Below are 15,588 nucleotides of genomic sequence, written 5' to 3'. Positions count from 1 at the left end.
TAGTCTCTGACAATCTCTCTATCTCTTCTAGCGACAGGTCACCCTTTTGATTGAGCTCCTCCCAGTAAAAACAGGTTCTACAGCGTGCATTACAGCGGGAAGTGACGAAGAATATGACGGTATGTAGTTTTTTTACCGGTCTTATGAATTCTATGAGATTATTCATAGTTGTTGGCTTTAGTTTCATTATACAATCATGGGAAACAGAATGCCATTATTTTTATTACACATGTTTTGCAACGATTATTTAGAAAGTTTAGCGCATAGTTTTTTAACGCGTATTTATTGCTCATCAATTAATTGATGAAATTCATCGCTTCTGGCAAGACGAAATTTTGATTTTGTTTAGAGTTTATATACCCTCTCTTTCCAAGAAACTCCTTCGCCACTCGCTACCTTGTAAGCAGAAGACAGCACCATTGCTATGTATACCGCCACTCCCAAGGGAACGGTTAAGGAATAAAAGCGGGGAATAGAAAAGAGCCGAGTGGTCTGCCAGGCGGTGTATGTGATTAACGCCAGGAGAAAGGTGCATTCAAACGCAATGGACAATTGAACAAATGATAACGATTGTTGACAAACTGTATTGAATACGGACCAGATGAAGAGGACAGGAGGTATGATTCCCCAGGAAAGAAGCACGGACACAAGAAATATGAGATTTCTCCATCTCTTGTTGAGTCCGAAGAAAAGATTCTTTGTCCACCCCTCCCAGAGCTCGTCAAAATTAGTGTACATTCTGGTTCTGATGAGTTTGATTCCCCTCATGACGCATAGCTGATAACCAGAACCTTTTACGAGTTGTGCCAGGGCAAAATCCTCAACAATCTTATTTTTTATGGAAGAGTGTCCACCAGTGTTCTCATACACTGATCGTTTGATTAATATGAATTGACCGATTGCAGCTGCTAATTTACTTTTTGGATCATTGATTTTCTTTTGAGGGAAAGCATAGTAAAGGGAGGAAAAAATAACAGGCTGGACCACTCGTTCCCAAAATGTTTCCAATATCTGAAAAGGGGAGAGCGAAAGCATATCAATACCATTATCTTCGACGAATTTGATTGCCGAAGGAAGCATGTGATTCTCGGAAATCGTGTCTGCATCGAGAAAAAGGAACCAGATTCCCTTTGCTTCTCTCACCCCCTGCCAAAGTGCATGGTTTTTCCCAATCCAGCCTTCCGGGGTGGGTGTACCCTCAACGAGCCTAATGTTGCTGTGCTTTGAGGCGAACTCCTTAAGTATTTTCAGGGTGTCATCCTCTGATCTATCGTCAACGACTATCACCTCAAAATTTGAATAATTTTGAGACATAAGACTCTCAATGCATTGCTTTGCATTCCTTTCCTCATTTCTCATAGGAACGATTATTGATACCATTGGAGTATTTCCATCAAGCTCTTCAACAATAGGGAGTTCTTTGTGGTATGTAATTATTTTGAGCAGCTTCAATAAAAATATTGTTATAAGAATCGTTAAAACACTGACAATCAATAGTAGCAGGACCATAAATTAGCCGGATTTTTCCTTATCAACTTTAAAACTGCTTTTATTGTAATGAGATCATCTATGTAATCAAGGAAAGCAGTGACAGGATTACCAGTTATAGTTAAAGAACTGTGCAACACGAAAATATTTTATTTAGGTTAGAAAGATTAGGCCCTGTTATGAATGGAGAGCGGGAATTATATTTAGTATAAGAGTTTTGCGTAGGCCGATATTTTCGGAAAGTGTGGATGAATTGGATGTAACCTTAGAGTGTGAAACGTGATATGTTATTATTACACGATTGATTCACTTGAAAACAAATTGCGAAGGAGCAAAAGCAAAGATGCATAGCAAAACTCTTGTTGTAGTTATTCTGACTTTTATGTTGACATCATTAATCCAAATATCATGCAAGGGCGAGAAGCGAGATGATAATTCTCATGTATCGAAATCAGGTTCTGAGGAAGAGACCGCGTTTAAAGATCCTTTCGCCTACTGCAAGGCGGTTGATACTATTGATTCGCCTGATTCACGTTATGTCGGGCCGAAGTTACCTGAGGCGATCGTGCTCGGGTTAAGGAAGGCCTTTGGAGCACCTGCTGACGCTCCGTCTGATGTGTTCGAGAGAGGCACTTACTGGCGTTGCATGGATGGGAAGGTATATGCCTGCAACGTGGGGGCAAATCTGCCGTGTACGGAAAAAGCTGATAGGTCTCGCGAACCAAATCAAGGAATGAAAGACTGGTGTAAATCAAATCCGGGTTCTGAATTCATACCTGCATATGCGTCAGGCCGCTCAACGGTCTATGAGTGGCGATGTACAGGCGGTGAGCCTACATTAGTGAAAGAGATCAATAAGCCGGATGCGGCCGGCTATATTTCGAACATCTGGTATGAGATTAGCCCAGAGCCGTGAACAAAAACTCCCTATCCTTCGTCTATAAAAGCAGGAAGCTATATAAAGTCTCCCTTTCTTAAAGGGAGATTTAGAGGGATTTTGGGAGCGATTTCTAGCCGCAATTGGCTCGGGACTGGAAAGTCCCGATATTCAACATATGTAAGATTATTTCCCAATGCCGATAGGCGGGGTTTCACAACCCCGCATTAAAATTTCCACCGTGAAGGGGGAAGAGACACGCTTTTCTCCACTCTTTGCTTTATCAAAACGATCTGTATATCCTTTCAACTCAAATGAATGAAAATCGGAGACGACAATGACAAGAATGGTCTTACCTTTAGCTGTTATAACTTTGTCATTTTTCATAGTATGTAAATCAACGTTTGCTGGAGAGGAGGAGAAATCTAAAGTGCATAAAACTGATTCCGGTCTGGAATACATAATTATTGAAGAAGGAAATGGTCCTAAGCCGACAGCTGGTCAAAAGGTTAAGGTGCATTATACCGGAAAATTGAAAGATGGTACCGTCTTTGACAGCTCAATAAATCGGGGCGAGCCTATTGAGTTTATTCTAGGGACCGGTCAGGTAATTAAAGGATGGGACGAAGGAATTGCAGAGATGAAAGTTGGGGGTAAGCGTCAACTGATGATCCCTCCTGAACTTGGCTATGGCGCCAGGGGGTATCCACCGGTAATCCCCGAAAATGCTACGCTAATTTTTGATGTTGAGTTGGTTGAGATAGACTAAATGTATCAATAAATTCAGTGTTAAGATTAAATAATCCAAAGTTTGGGTAGATAGGTAAATGTATATAGAATCTAAATTTTACCTTGGATTTAATATTCAGTCTCGATTATGGCTTATATTTATATGTGTTGTATCTTCTCTTAATTCCTTAATTCTAGCATGCAATGACGATTCTGGTTCATCAACCAGTGGGATACAATCTATGTGGGTTCAGATGGGTCCCTCTGGAGTCGTATTTGCACGTGTTATTACTGAAAATTCAAGATGTCCAAACATAAAATTGGACAATTCTTCTCAGCCGATGCAGGTTCGAGAACAACCATCAGAACATGATTTCCCTGTGTTGGTATGCGAGACTATTATCCCACCTGAAACAACCTCCGCATCAATCGAAGGTCGAAAACTGAAATTGCCTGAGCAGAATCCGAAGCGCATTGTAATTATTGGAGATACAGGATGCAGGATTAAGGGTGACGATGCGCAGGCCTGTAATGATCCGGAAGCCTGGCCATTTGAAAAAGTAGCTGAGAGTGCAGCAATATGGGGTCCAGAGCTTGTCATACATGTTGGAGACTATCTGTATCGTGAATCGCAATGTCCAGAAGGAAATATTGGGTGCGAAGGTTCACCCTTCGGAGACAACTGGGAGACCTGGAGTGCTGATTTTTTCACCCCGGCCTCTGCTCTACTGGCTTCTGCGCCATGGGTCTTTACGCGAGGAAATCATGAAGACTGCAGTCGCGCAGGCAATGGTTGGTTTCGATTCCTTGATCCAAACCCCCCATTCCCGGAATGTGACGAGTTTACACCACCATATTCTATCGATATAGGCTTGGTGCAACTTTTGATGCTTGACTCGTCAAGCGCTCATGATAACGATGCTCCCCAGAATCTGGTGGACGTTTATTCAGCCCAGATTGATGCTCTGAGTGAGGTCGCAGGAGATAATGCATGGCTCGTAGCTCATCACCCGGTTTGGGGGATAGGTGAATTTAACGGTGATCTTTTCCGGTCGAACGTCACTCTCCAAGCGTCAACGGGAAATTCACTTAAGCCAGGTATAAATCTTGTATTATCCGGCCATATCCACTTATTTGAAATGCTGAGCTTTGAAGGAGATAGGTCTCCTCAGTTTGTAGTCGGATTTAGCGGAACGGAGCTGGATCAGGCTGTTAGCGTTCCACTGGCTGGAGTGGAAATCGCTGGTGCGATCGTAAATGAAGGAGTGAGCTTTGACGACTTCGGATTTGTTAGTATGGAGCAATTTGAGGGCGGTTGGAATGTGTCCATTCGAAATGTTGAAGGGGAAGAGATTATATCCTGTGTGATAGTAGATAAATTTGCTGAATGTTCTCAGGTGTTTTGATATCCCTTATTATTAATCAATATAATAGCTTATGAATTATCTTGCACATCTCTATCTCTCTGAGGACTCAGGGGAATCTATGCTCGGAAGTATAATTGCAGATTTTGTTAAGGGCCCTCTGATTGATCAATACCCTGCGGAAATCCTCACTGCAATCGACACTCACCGCAAAGTTGATTCTTTTACCGATACTCATGAGATGGTTTTGCAAAGCAGAAAGCTATTCAGCTCGAAAAGGCGAAGATTCGCTGGAATCATACTTGATGTTGTTTTTGATCACTTTTTGGCAAAGAACTGGGCATTATATTCGGAATTAGAGCTTAATGAGTTCATTGCTAAGTCATACGCAATCCTGAAAAGATACAGGAAGCTTCTCCCTGGAGATCTGAAGTTTGCAGTTCCGAAGATGATTGAGGAGGACTGGCTCGGTTCTTATCGATACTTGGAAGCGATTGGAATTACATTGGACAAAATATCAAAAAGAATTGAGAGAAGGTTTAACAGGGAAAACGACTTGAGTGGTGCATTAGAAGAGGTGGCATTAAACTACCGCGATCTTGAAACTAACTTCAAGGTTTTCTTCCCCGAATTAATTACGTATGTTGTAAATCTCAGGAAAAATGGGGACAGTCCACGAAGGTACATTCCCCATTTTTTTAAAGCAATTTTATGTCATCGCTGTAAATGTTAGATATTTCGATGACAGAATCTTTAAAAGTATTTTCTTCAAGTATCTTATTTTTCTTTCTAACTTCTTTGTCTTGATACTGAATAGATCCTGACCTATCGTCAGGACATGGTTCAGCACAGGTACAAAGAAGCAACCCATCGATCCTTCGATAAACTCAGGACAGGCCCTTCGATAAACTCAGGGTACAAGGACTAGGCTACCCCCTTATTGTCATTCCCTAATTCCTTATTAGGGAATCCAGAGCCTGTCCCCGCACGTTTGTGGCGGGGATGGATCCCCGACTATTGATTTCGGGGATGACATAACAACTAAAAAATTTAATTCAACCATAACCCGGTCATCCTGAATTTAATTCAGGATCTAATGGAAACAAGAGATGCTGAAACAAGTTCAGCATGACTGACTATGACATTCATCCTCTTAACGCAATTTTTGGAATGCCATTCAAGTCCTTTTCGTTCCGAAAAGGACTCATCAAAATAAATCTATTCATGAAATTGTAAGAATTTTGTCCACGAATTATCTGACATCTACAATCGCGATTGGAACGAAGCGATCTCCTTCATATCATTTTAAGTGTTTCGTAGCATTCGGCACTAGTCAGGGTTTCTCGGAATGAAAGAATGACCTTCCGTTTCTATTTTGATGCCCTAGAATTTGGGGCAAAGAGCCTTATTTCATTCCAACCTTTCTATTCACCAGAGTCATTGCTGAGTTCCATGCAGTGGGAAAATCTAGGCCGATTGTATTTTGCCAGTTAATCTCTGGATGGTTGTTAATATATTTCAATAGCTCTCGCTGCCCCGGTGATAGATAATCGTCGGGGGCTCTGCCACTCCCTATTGCCGCGTTTACACGCGATGATTGAAGCGAAGTCATCGGAATATATCTATAGATAGTTTGTGATAGGTAATGCTTAGGATCACTGTCGGGTCTAAAATTGCTAATATTAGAAACAGAAGATTTTCCCACTAGATTTTCAGCGACATTTTTCTCAATTCCGTCTTTCACAAACACATGATCAGCAACCTGGTCATGTTTCGCCTTGTTAAGAAGGTCATTATATGAGATTAGATCAGGATCATATTCTACTTTTACCACCTCGTATCCTTTCATAAATCCAGGATTTGTAGAGATTACGCCATCAATCCTTCCGAGCGCTTCCTCACCTGACCAGAAGCAGCTCATTGCAAAGACAGCCTTATCTGTTCCACTTACACCTGCCTTAAGCTCCTCTTTCAGAAGCCTTAAATAGTTGGGGACGATCTGATTATTATTTTCGAGGGCATTAACCATTGAGGTAACCAGACCCAGCTTTGAGTAATCTCCACTTAATCTTGGTACAAGTTCTTTACGATCATATGCCATTATTCGAACCACGGGGTTGTTCCAGGACGGCTCTCCAAATGATGTAAGTACCTTGGAGTCGGGTCCGTTAATATTGTTGTAAATGGCGATTGGAACAAATAGAGATTCCCCTGCTTCGACAATCAGCGGTTGACTCAAAACGTGTTTTCCATAGCCCGAAGCTGTGCTGCAACCAGGCACCTCCTGGAATAAAACAAGAAGTGGTTTGTTCTCGACTCTGGCCACTCTTACCGCCTCATCGAAATTACGCAGCCAGTTGACTCTACCAAGTTCAACCGGGTTTGTGCTGGTTCTTTGAACATTTAATAGAATATCGGTGCTGTCTGTATTGTCTTTATCGCTATTGAGAGTTTTAGTCTCTTTCGTAGTACCAACTGAATTGAAGAAAAAAGCTAAAAATAAAATTATTGCAATAGGTGATGAAATAATCTTCATTTTTAATACCTTTTCTCCTTATGTTCATAATATCTTATATATGATGATGCTTCTCAACAACAGATATTCTAAGTCACGATAATATTAAGTGTTTCTAACGTAAATGGTTTTACGAATTGATTCAAACGTTTATTATAACCAAACTGATAATTTTAGTTGTTCCAATGGTCAGTAAGATTTAGATGGTAATCTTTTCCAGTTGGTATTTACTTGAATTTAGGTTTCGTTTATGGAATATTTATGGCTAATACAATTATTTGAATTTTATTGGTTAAAATGTATTTAAGATAATTTAATAAATTACATGGAGGTTAAGAATGCTAAGTAAAGAAATGCAGGATGGATTGAATAACCAGATCAATAATGAGTACTTCTCATCGTATACCTATCTTTCAATGAGTGCATATTGCGAATCTTTAAACATGAGGGGATTTGCTTCGTGGCTCAGGCATCAGAGTAAAGAGGAGCTCGAGCATGCACTTAAACTTTTCGATTATGTAATAGATCGTGATGGGAAGATTGTTTTAAAATCTATTGAACAGCCACAAGCGAAATATAATTCTCTATTAAAGATGTTTCAACAGGTACTCGAACATGAAAGAGAGGTTACCAGCATGATCAACAAGCTCTATGAGCAGGCTGTAAATGAAGGAGATCATGCAACAGCAGTTGAATTGCAGTGGTTTATTAAGGAGCAGGTTGAAGAGGAGAAAAGTGCTCGAGATATGGTTGACAATCTTAAATTGGCTGGAGATAACAGCTCTGCGCTTCTTATTTTGGACAGGGAAATGGCAGATAACTCCTCTCCAACCCCGGGGTAGGAGCCTTTATGCTCAATAACAGATGAAATCAACGATCTAGGAACTGATGCTGCCATCAGTCCAAAATTCTATTCACGTTCTTTTTAACCGGTACTGCATTAAAAGTCCATTTGTTCTGAGCAGTCGGATTTCATTGAGCTCAGCCTTGATACTACGTATAGTTCCCTTTTGAATAAGTGTAGGCTTTCCTATAACCCATTTCTTAAGATGGCGACCTAAAGAGTCGCCGATACATTTTATGCTTTCTTATGTAGCGGAGGACTTTAGTCTTCCATATCATTGTCGCCACTGTAGATGATAAATAACTCGGTTACAGTTTGTTAGATCTTAAATGGGCATTCAAAAAATTACCAAAATCAATTCCGGAAGCGTTAAAAAAAGATTTAGGGTTGGGGTAGAATTAAATATTTTTAGCTGTAGGAATTGATTTAATAAATCCTAATTTTTTGTCAGCCCTTGATTTTTGTTTCTTTGTATCAAGACAAAGAAAATAAGAAATTATAAAATGTTTATATAACTAAGTTTATCTATTCACTGGAGGGAACATGATAGATCTCTATACGGCTGCAACCCCTAATGGGAGAAAGATTTCAATCATGCTTGAGGAGGTAGGGCTACCATATAATGTTACACATATTAAACTCCATAAAATGGAACAGAAAGATCCCGGTTACTTAAAGCTAAATCCAAACGGCAGAATTCCCACAATTGTTGACCGTGATGAAGGTGATTTTGTCGTTTTCGAATCGGGAGCGATACTCATTTATCTTGCAGAAAAGTCTGGAAAGTTTTTGCCCACTGACAAAAAGGGTCGCTCGGTGGTCATTCAATGGCTTATGTTTCAGATGGCTGGCATAGGACCAATGCAGGGCCAGGCAAATGTTTTTTATCGATATGCACCGGAGAAGATCGATTATGCCATAAATCGTTATCAGAGGGAAACCAAACGCCTATACACCGTTTTAGACACGCGTCTGAAGGACCGTGAATTTCTGGTGGATGAGTACTCCATCGCAGATATAGCGGCGTGGCCTTGGGTCTATATTCATGATTGGGCCGGTGTGGATATTGTAGACCTTCCAAACCTGAAACGATGGCTTGAAACAATAGGCAAACGGCCAGCGGTCGGACGAGGCAAGAATATTCCCAAATCCAGAGACATTACGGTTGATGAAGACGAGGCGAAAAGAAGGGGGTCGAGAATTCTGGTTTAGGCAAATAAGGGAAACCCATCCCCGAGCTTAACTAAAAATCTACCAATAGGATCACAGACTATGGAATTTCTATTTACACGGCGGCCTTAGAGATATGCTTAGAATTATTCTTTTTACTTTCATGTGGTTCTTACTAGCCCTGATTATCGGAGCATCCGGGCTACTAGCTTCAATTCCTCCTCCATTTCCTCAGGCAGTTCTTGTTTCTATTGTCGTTCTATTACTAATATTTTTTGGGAAATCTGGGTTTTTCCGTGAATGGTCGTTAACTGTCGACATGAGAATACTTTTGCTGATCCATCTAACTCGCTTTGTCGGGATTTATTTTTTGATTCTTTACTCGAGGGGGGAACTTCCATATGATTTTGCAGTCCCGGGAGGCTGGGGTGATATAATTGTTGCTGCCACAGCATTCCTCGTATTATTATTTTCACCCACTAGCGGGTTTCTGGGTTTCGTTATTTATTTCATTTGGAATTTGTTTGGGTTTATTGATATCTTGTTAGTAGTGATGACTGCTGGTAGATTGGCGATCGCCGATCCCCAGTCTATGATTGCAATTACAAAACTTCCGTTGAATCTACTGCTGACCTTTCTTGTACCAATTATAATCTACTCTCACATAGTCATTATCATTCGCCTCTGGAGAAGCAAAAATAAGGGATACAGGACTTTTTAATTTGACCTTTATCAGAATTAAAATCCATTTTCTCGTGATTGAGAGACATTATCTTTCTTCGTTTATTTATAAGGTTAATTTTATATACACTTTGATGTTTTATGGAATCTAGTCGCTGAGGAGCAGTGGATTTTATCATGACAACAATTATTCTATTTGTTGTTGGGCTTGGGCTATTGATATTGGGAGCCGAGTCTTTGGTTCGCGGGGCTTCAAGGCTTGCTGCAGTGATGGGGGTATCTCCGCTCGTTATTGGTTTGACGATAGTTGCCTTTGGAACAAGTTCGCCGGAGCTTGTTGTAAGCATTCAGTCTTCTATTATAGGACAATCAGATATTGCGCTGGGAAATGTGGTTGGAAGCAATATTTTCAATGTGCTTTTTATATTGGGGATATCAGCTTTAATTGTACCACTAACAGTTTCTCAGCAATTGGTTAGGTTAGATGTGCCTATCATGATTTCAGTGTCTGTTTTAACTTTGGTTTTTTCATATAGTGGAAGGATTAGCACTATAGAGGGAATCATACTGCTTATGGGAGTTGTAATTTACACTAGCTTCCTGATTTTCCAGAGTAGAAGGGAAGGAGTTGTCCAGCAGGAATATATACAGGAGTTTGGAATTCACAATGGAAACAAGATGAGGGGCTTAGCAATAAATATCGTTTTAATCGCAGGTGGCTTGTTGTTACTGGTAATAGGCTCGCGCTGGTTTTTGAATGGATCCGTATCTCTCGCAAGGAGTTTTGGCGTAAGTGATCTTGTTATCGGCTTAACACTGGTTGCGGCAGGAACTTCATTGCCGGAAGTTGCGACCTCCGTAGTAGCAAGTATTCGAGGAGAAAGGGATATTGCAGTGGGAAATGTTGTTGGGAGCAATGTTTTTAATATTCTGGCTGTGCTGGGTTTATCAGCAATATTTGCACCTGGCGGAATTAATGTATCTTCTTCAGCACTGCATTTTGATATTCCGGTTATGATAGCTGTAGCAGTTGCCTGCCTGCCAATATTCTTTACCGGAAACATTATAGCTCGCTGGGAAGGTGCATTGTTTTTCTGCTATTATTTAGCTTACACAGCTTATCTGATCATTGGTTCAAAGCATCATGATATATTGCCCATATTCAGTTATGTGATGATAATTTTTGTTATTCCTCTTACAATTTTGACACTGATTATAATTACGATCAGAACCATTTTGTCAAATAAAAAGAGGGCGACCATATGAGACATTTTTTTAATTCCTTAGATTAAGAAATATTAGTGAAGGTGGGAGATCACATAGATGAGATTAAAGGACAAAGCTGCGATTATTACCGGAGGCGGTGAGAGAATAGGTAGGGCAACGGCGCTTCTTTTTTGTAAGGAGGGAGCGAAAGTTGGAATTATGGGTAGAACGAGGTCTAAACTTGACAGAGTGGTGGAAGAAGCCGAAGGGTCCGTAAATTTTATGACTTGTTTGTTCTTTGATGATGAAATAATCTATCAATTCCGTACCGTCCCGAGCCTACCAACAGAAAAGTTGTCGCAATAATTCCATAAGTGACCGCCAATTCCTTAACGCTAAATGGATCTGCGGCGTGTCTTCCAAATACAGCTGTAACCATAGTGATCAAAATGACGAATGCGGCGGGACGTGTGAGTAAACCGACTGCTAGCAAGATTCCACCAAAGAATTCGGCGCAACCTGCCCACCATGCAAAAACCTCGGGGAGTGGAAACCCTAATTCACCGACTCCCTGAATAAATTTTTCTGGGGGCGGAATCTTTCGGATACCATGCTGTGATGCCAGGACCAGCCCTGTATAGACTCTTAAGATCAATAGCCCAATATTTGCATAGGCGGTATCAATTTTAGCTCCGCCAAGTAATAATCCCTTAATACTCGTTACTATCCTCCTTTCGCTTAATTTAGTTATAAAGACAAGTTGTCCGAGTGTTGCATCAACTTAAATGCCATTTTTAAATTTTTCAAATAGATAGATTAAGTCATCCGGCAGATTATCTTGTTGAAACCAAATAAAACGGTTTGTTCCACGAGCCCGAGAACACGAATTCTTCTAAAGGCTTTCGGGCACGATCAGCCAACTCCCTTTCTCTGAGATCTTCCGGTAGTTGATCAATATCGCCATAGTAGCCGATTGCGATTCCTGCGACTGGCTCGTGTGTTTCTGGAATTTTGTATGTTGCACGGACTGTTTCGACAAGGATGCCCGCCATCTGGTGGACATGTAGTCCGAGGTGGCTTGCCTGTATGACAAGATTTCCAACAGCCAATCCGACATCATGAAAGGCATGTCTATTTGGCTTTCCGTTACGTTCAAAGATCAACTTGGCTACACTAATCATCAATAATGGTGCAAATCTCGCCCATCGAATATTTCCTTCCGATAAACAGTTTAATAATTCTTCATACTCCGTTGGATTGTCCTTGGTGGCTATTATAAAGCTCCACGGTTGTTCATTATAACTAGAGGGTGACCACCTGGCCGCTTCCATAAGAACTAGTATTTTTTCCTTCTCTACCATTCGGTCTGAAAAGGCCCTCGGGCTCCAGCGATGAGTTAGTAGATCGTGAATTTGATGATTTGTGCGTGCAGGCTTTTTCATATTACGAATCTCCTTGAATATAATTGACGCTTATCATTAACTTAACACATAGCCCAAGTGGGGCCACCCTTAGGTGGTTTCTTTGGAGGAGGCCGGTTGAGTATGTCAAAAATTGAGACAAGAGCAGCTAGAGTTGAGGATTCAGAAGATATGGCGAGGATCCTAGGAGAAATAGGCTGGTCTGAAAAGAGGAATGCGTTGAGACTTGAAGAGGTTTCGAGGCCGATAGAAGAGTTGATTCGGCATGCAAATAAAGATCAGGATGGCCATATGGTTATAGTAGCGGTTGATGAGGAGGATAAGGTCTTAGGTTTTACAAATGTACATTGGGTTCCTTTTATTATGTTAGGAGGTCTTGAGGGTTACGTTTCAGATGTTTTTGTTAGTCCTATGGCCAGGGGAAAGGGCGCAGGGAAGTTGCTGATAAAAAAGATAATTGAGGAAGGAAAGAAGCGAGGGTGTATGAGGTTGATGGTCACAAACGGAAGAGATAAACCTTCTTACAAGCACGGATTTTACAAGAAACTGGGTTGGAAGGAAAGACCGCAGGTAGCGAATTTTGTTTATTATTACAGGGAGCCCTGGTCTTGAAATTAGTCCTGAGCTGTTTGGATTCTACGAATCTGCGATAAGAGAATTCTAGGATCAGAGTCCACCATCCTTCGATAGTTCGACCTTTCGACTAAGCTCAAGGCTCACTACTCAGGATGCACGGAGAAAAATGTTCGACCCAACATGATAGACATGATAGGCGGGACATTCTTGTCCCGCATCGTAATGGAGTGAATCTCCTTAAATCCGAGGTTAGAAAACCTCGGCTATCGGCGAATGTTAGAAAGTATTTAAAACCCGATGACGCTGAGCCTTGAATCCGACAATGCTCCCTAGATCCATCTTTAGACGATAGGGACTTTAATCTCCTCCTTTGTAAAGGAGGACTAAGGAGGATTTCGGGCAGCCTTGTCCTAAGCCCTGAGTTTCATCAAAGGGTCGAAGGACCTGTACTGAGCGATGTCGAAGGGTTGCTTCTTTGTACCTGTGCTGAACCATGTCCTGACGATAGGTCAGGATCTATTCAGTATCAAGACAAAGAAGTTAGAAAGGAAAGCATGTTAAATGAAGAAAACACTTTTAAAGATCTTGTCCCTGAAATGTCTGGCTTATACATCCACGACTTCAATTAGAATTTGCTTCTATTAACGAAATGTACTAATATGTACTGATTCATAAGCGATAGATCTTGTTGATCCATCGTAAAAGAAGAGGAGAAATTATTCTATGAAATTACTACTTATAAATCCAAAGTTTTCAGAAAGCTTTTGGAGCTTTAAATGGGCTGTAGACAATATTATGCCGAAGGGGATTAGGACTATAAATCCCCCTCTAGGGTTAGCGACCGTTGCTGCGTTGACCCCTCACGATTGGGAAATTGAAATAGTTGATGAAAATATTGAGACGATACCACTTAAACCGGATGCCGATATTATCGGGGTGTGTGGGATGGCAATACAATTCAGTAGACAGAAGGAATTGCTTAGCTTTTATAGAAAACAGGGACATTATGTGGTCGCCGGAGGAAGTTATTCTTCATTATGTCCCGAAGAATATGATAACTTGGCTGATTCTGTCATATCTGGTGAAGCGGAGTATATTTGGAAGCAGTTTTGTGAAGATTTTGAGAATGGTAGTCCGAAAAAGTTGTACCATGAAACTGGAGAGGTTTCATTGGAGGATTCTCCTGTACCAAGGTTCGATTTATTGAAATTGAAGAAATATCAAGCCGTGAGTTTGCAGTTTTCAAGGGGCTGTCCATTCAGGTGTGAATTCTGTGACATAATCATCATGTTTGGGCGAAAGCCCAGGACCAAGTCTTTTGAACAGGTGGGAAGAGAGCTGGATGAGCTAAGGAAGTTTAATGTCAAAAATGTATTCTTTGTTGATGACAACTTCATTGGAAATAAACCTGTCGCTACAAAGCTTACGGCTTATTTAAGGGATTACCAGGAAAAGCATGACTACAAGTTTTTATTTGGTACGGAAGTATCCTTAAATATTGCGCAGGATGATGAGCTTCTAAAACTCTTTCGTGAGGCTAACTTTGGATGGGTTTTTACCGGCATTGAATCTCCGGATGAAGGTAGCTTGAAGGAAACCCTTAAATTCCAGAATACTCGTGCCGATATGTTGACCTCTGTAAGGAAAATATACTCATATGGAATAGAGGTTCTTGCAGGATTTATCATTGGATTTGATAACGATACAACTAAGACGTTCGATCTGCAGTATAACTTTATAACTAAATCAGGAATTCAATCTTCTATGGTTGGTCTCTTAGTGGCGATTCCTAAGACTCCACTATACGAGAGGCTAGAGAAAGATGGAAGACTTATTCATGAATCAAAAAACATTGATCACACGAAGCTCGGTACGAATGTTATTCCTAAAGGCATGAGTTATGATGAATTGGTTAATGGTTACCACGACCTTTTTTATCGATTGTTGGATGATCGTTCCATAGCTGATAAGATTAAGAATAAAACCCGTTTCCTCAAAGATCCATTATACAGAAATCAATATCCACTCAGAACCCAGCTGGGTTGCTTAGTTAAGTTTACTATACGAGGCCTTATGGCAGGTGGTTTATCTCGAGTTTATCATTTCATTCGATCATTTCCATTCGCTAAACCCAATCAATTTCCTATAGTTATCCAGGATTGGGTAATAGGAATTAGCATGAGAGATTATATAGATCGCCATTTTGTCAAAGAATTTGAGAAGGCCCATAGTTTAACAGATAATTATAAAGGCGCACTGGAAAATGCATTTCAAGGTTATCTTACCCGTGGTGTTCTTGAAGTATCGTTGAAGCGGGTGAGAAATGCCGCTTCTAACCTTTCAATTTCGATAAAAGGCTTGATGGATAGTGATTTCTTTGTAGGAGCCGCACCTCACCTTGAAAAGTTTCTAAAAAACACATCTTCATCAATTACTCTAAACATTGAAGAGTTCCATGAAACGCAGCGTCAACATTTACAAAACCTCTTGAATCAACTTTCACGTTACGGGGACAGGATTAATATAGCTGTTCATGAAAAATTTAGACATAAGGTAGAGATAGATTCTTCAATATTTAACCTGGTGTTGGAAAATAAATGACAAATAGTGAGCTATGGAGATCGATTCCAAGCGCTAAGTGCCTTGGAAAATCATATTAAAATTAGACCCTTTAACATTATACGTTTTTAATGAATTCTATTTTTAGGTATTTTTCT

17 protein-coding genes are annotated in these 15,588 nt (G+C 40.6%); 11 read left to right on the top strand and 6 right to left on the bottom strand.

The window, feature by feature from the left end:
- Both VGA95_10920 and VGA95_10915 read right to left on the bottom strand, forming a co-directional pair.
- Nucleotides 1–187 (bottom strand): hypothetical protein (locus VGA95_10920; protein HEX9667050.1); only part of this gene is annotated, 187 nt, incomplete at its 3' end.
- Between the two features lie 158 nt (nucleotides 188–345).
- Nucleotides 346–1,509 carry a glycosyltransferase family 2 protein gene (locus tag VGA95_10915; GenBank protein HEX9667049.1) on the bottom strand — a complete coding sequence of 388 codons (1,164 nt, stop codon included), beginning with the start codon at nucleotides 1,507–1,509 and terminating at the stop codon, nucleotides 346–348.
- A gap of 289 nt (nucleotides 1,510–1,798) precedes the next feature.
- On the opposite strand from VGA95_10915, the gene VGA95_10910 reads away from it, so the two are divergent.
- Nucleotides 1,799–2,404 carry a hypothetical protein gene (locus VGA95_10910; protein ID HEX9667048.1) on the top strand — a complete coding sequence of 202 codons (606 nt, stop codon included), beginning with the start codon at nucleotides 1,799–1,801 and terminating at the stop codon, nucleotides 2,402–2,404.
- Between the two features lie 147 nt (nucleotides 2,405–2,551).
- Here the strand turns inward: VGA95_10910 and VGA95_10905 are convergent, their stop codons facing one another.
- On the bottom strand, nucleotides 2,552–2,752 hold the full coding sequence (locus VGA95_10905; GenBank protein HEX9667047.1) for a hypothetical protein: 201 nt from the start codon (nucleotides 2,750–2,752) through the stop codon (nucleotides 2,552–2,554).
- On the opposite strand from VGA95_10905, the gene VGA95_10900 reads away from it, so the two are divergent.
- The 3 genes from VGA95_10900 to VGA95_10890 all read left to right on the top strand — a co-directional run bounded on the left by VGA95_10900 (nucleotide 2,712) and on the right by VGA95_10890 (nucleotide 5,191).
- On the top strand, nucleotides 2,712–3,134 hold the full coding sequence (locus tag VGA95_10900) for an FKBP-type peptidyl-prolyl cis-trans isomerase (GenBank protein HEX9667046.1): 423 nt from the start codon (nucleotides 2,712–2,714) through the stop codon (nucleotides 3,132–3,134). The two genes, VGA95_10905 and VGA95_10900, sit on opposite strands and share 41 nt — an antisense overlap.
- A 202-nt stretch (nucleotides 3,135–3,336) precedes the next feature.
- On the top strand, nucleotides 3,337–4,500 hold the full coding sequence (locus tag VGA95_10895) for a metallophosphoesterase (GenBank protein HEX9667045.1): 1,164 nt from the start codon (nucleotides 3,337–3,339) through the stop codon (nucleotides 4,498–4,500).
- 79 nt (nucleotides 4,501–4,579) lie between these two features.
- The gene (locus VGA95_10890; protein HEX9667044.1) at nucleotides 4,580–5,191 is read left to right on the top strand and encodes an ACP phosphodiesterase; all 612 of its coding nucleotides are present in this window, start codon (nucleotides 4,580–4,582) and stop codon (nucleotides 5,189–5,191) included.
- 672 nt (nucleotides 5,192–5,863) lie between these two features.
- Here VGA95_10890 and VGA95_10885 read toward each other — a convergent pair.
- The gene (locus VGA95_10885) at nucleotides 5,864–6,994 is read right to left on the bottom strand and encodes a VPGUxxT family thioredoxin-like (seleno)protein, type 2 (protein ID HEX9667043.1); all 1,131 of its coding nucleotides are present in this window, start codon (nucleotides 6,992–6,994) and stop codon (nucleotides 5,864–5,866) included.
- Nucleotides 6,995–7,311: 317 nt separating this feature from the next.
- Here VGA95_10885 and VGA95_10880 point away from each other — a divergent pair, with 317 nt between their 5' ends.
- The 5 genes from VGA95_10880 (at nucleotide 7,312) to VGA95_10860 (ending at nucleotide 11,240) form a co-directional block, all read left to right on the top strand.
- Complete coding sequence (locus tag VGA95_10880) at nucleotides 7,312–7,815, top strand: ferritin (GenBank protein ID HEX9667042.1); 504 nt, start codon at nucleotides 7,312–7,314, stop codon at nucleotides 7,813–7,815.
- Between the two features lie 545 nt (nucleotides 7,816–8,360).
- Complete coding sequence (locus VGA95_10875; protein ID HEX9667041.1) at nucleotides 8,361–9,029, top strand: glutathione S-transferase family protein; 669 nt, start codon at nucleotides 8,361–8,363, stop codon at nucleotides 9,027–9,029.
- A gap of 94 nt (nucleotides 9,030–9,123) precedes the next feature.
- Nucleotides 9,124–9,708 (top strand): hypothetical protein, encoded by a 585-nt coding sequence (locus VGA95_10870; GenBank protein HEX9667040.1) that lies wholly within the window; start codon nucleotides 9,124–9,126, stop codon nucleotides 9,706–9,708.
- Between the two features lie 137 nt (nucleotides 9,709–9,845).
- Complete coding sequence (locus VGA95_10865; GenBank protein HEX9667039.1) at nucleotides 9,846–10,934, top strand: calcium/sodium antiporter; 1,089 nt, start codon at nucleotides 9,846–9,848, stop codon at nucleotides 10,932–10,934.
- 57 nt (nucleotides 10,935–10,991) lie between these two features.
- Nucleotides 10,992–11,240 carry an SDR family NAD(P)-dependent oxidoreductase gene (locus VGA95_10860; protein ID HEX9667038.1) on the top strand — a complete coding sequence of 83 codons (249 nt, stop codon included), beginning with the start codon at nucleotides 10,992–10,994 and terminating at the stop codon, nucleotides 11,238–11,240.
- Here VGA95_10860 and VGA95_10855 read toward each other — a convergent pair.
- Together VGA95_10855 and VGA95_10850 are read right to left on the bottom strand one after the other, a co-directional pair.
- Nucleotides 11,155–11,529: a DoxX family protein gene (locus VGA95_10855; protein ID HEX9667037.1), complete on the bottom strand. Its 375-nt coding sequence runs from the start codon at nucleotides 11,527–11,529 to the stop codon at nucleotides 11,155–11,157. The genes VGA95_10860 and VGA95_10855 overlap by 86 nt on opposite strands.
- A gap of 178 nt (nucleotides 11,530–11,707) precedes the next feature.
- Entirely contained in the window at nucleotides 11,708–12,316 is a 609-nt protein-coding gene (locus tag VGA95_10850) for a nitroreductase family protein (GenBank protein ID HEX9667036.1), read from the bottom strand.
- Between the two features lie 102 nt (nucleotides 12,317–12,418).
- Here VGA95_10850 and VGA95_10845 point away from each other — a divergent pair, with 102 nt between their 5' ends.
- Nucleotides 12,419–12,907, top strand: coding sequence for a GNAT family N-acetyltransferase (locus VGA95_10845; protein ID HEX9667035.1), 489 nt, complete (start codon nucleotides 12,419–12,421; stop codon nucleotides 12,905–12,907).
- A gap of 687 nt (nucleotides 12,908–13,594) precedes the next feature.
- The gene (locus VGA95_10840; protein ID HEX9667034.1) at nucleotides 13,595–15,472 is read left to right on the top strand and encodes a radical SAM protein; all 1,878 of its coding nucleotides are present in this window, start codon (nucleotides 13,595–13,597) and stop codon (nucleotides 15,470–15,472) included.
- Nucleotides 15,473–15,588 lie beyond the last annotated feature (116 nt).

It is taken from the genome of Thermodesulfobacteriota bacterium, from assembly GCA_036397855.1.
Classification (GTDB): domain Bacteria; phylum Desulfobacterota_D; class UBA1144; order Nemesobacterales; family CSP1-2; genus DASWID01.
Note: the sequence above shows the minus strand (reverse complement) of the source record. Positions and strands in the feature narration are given on the sequence as shown.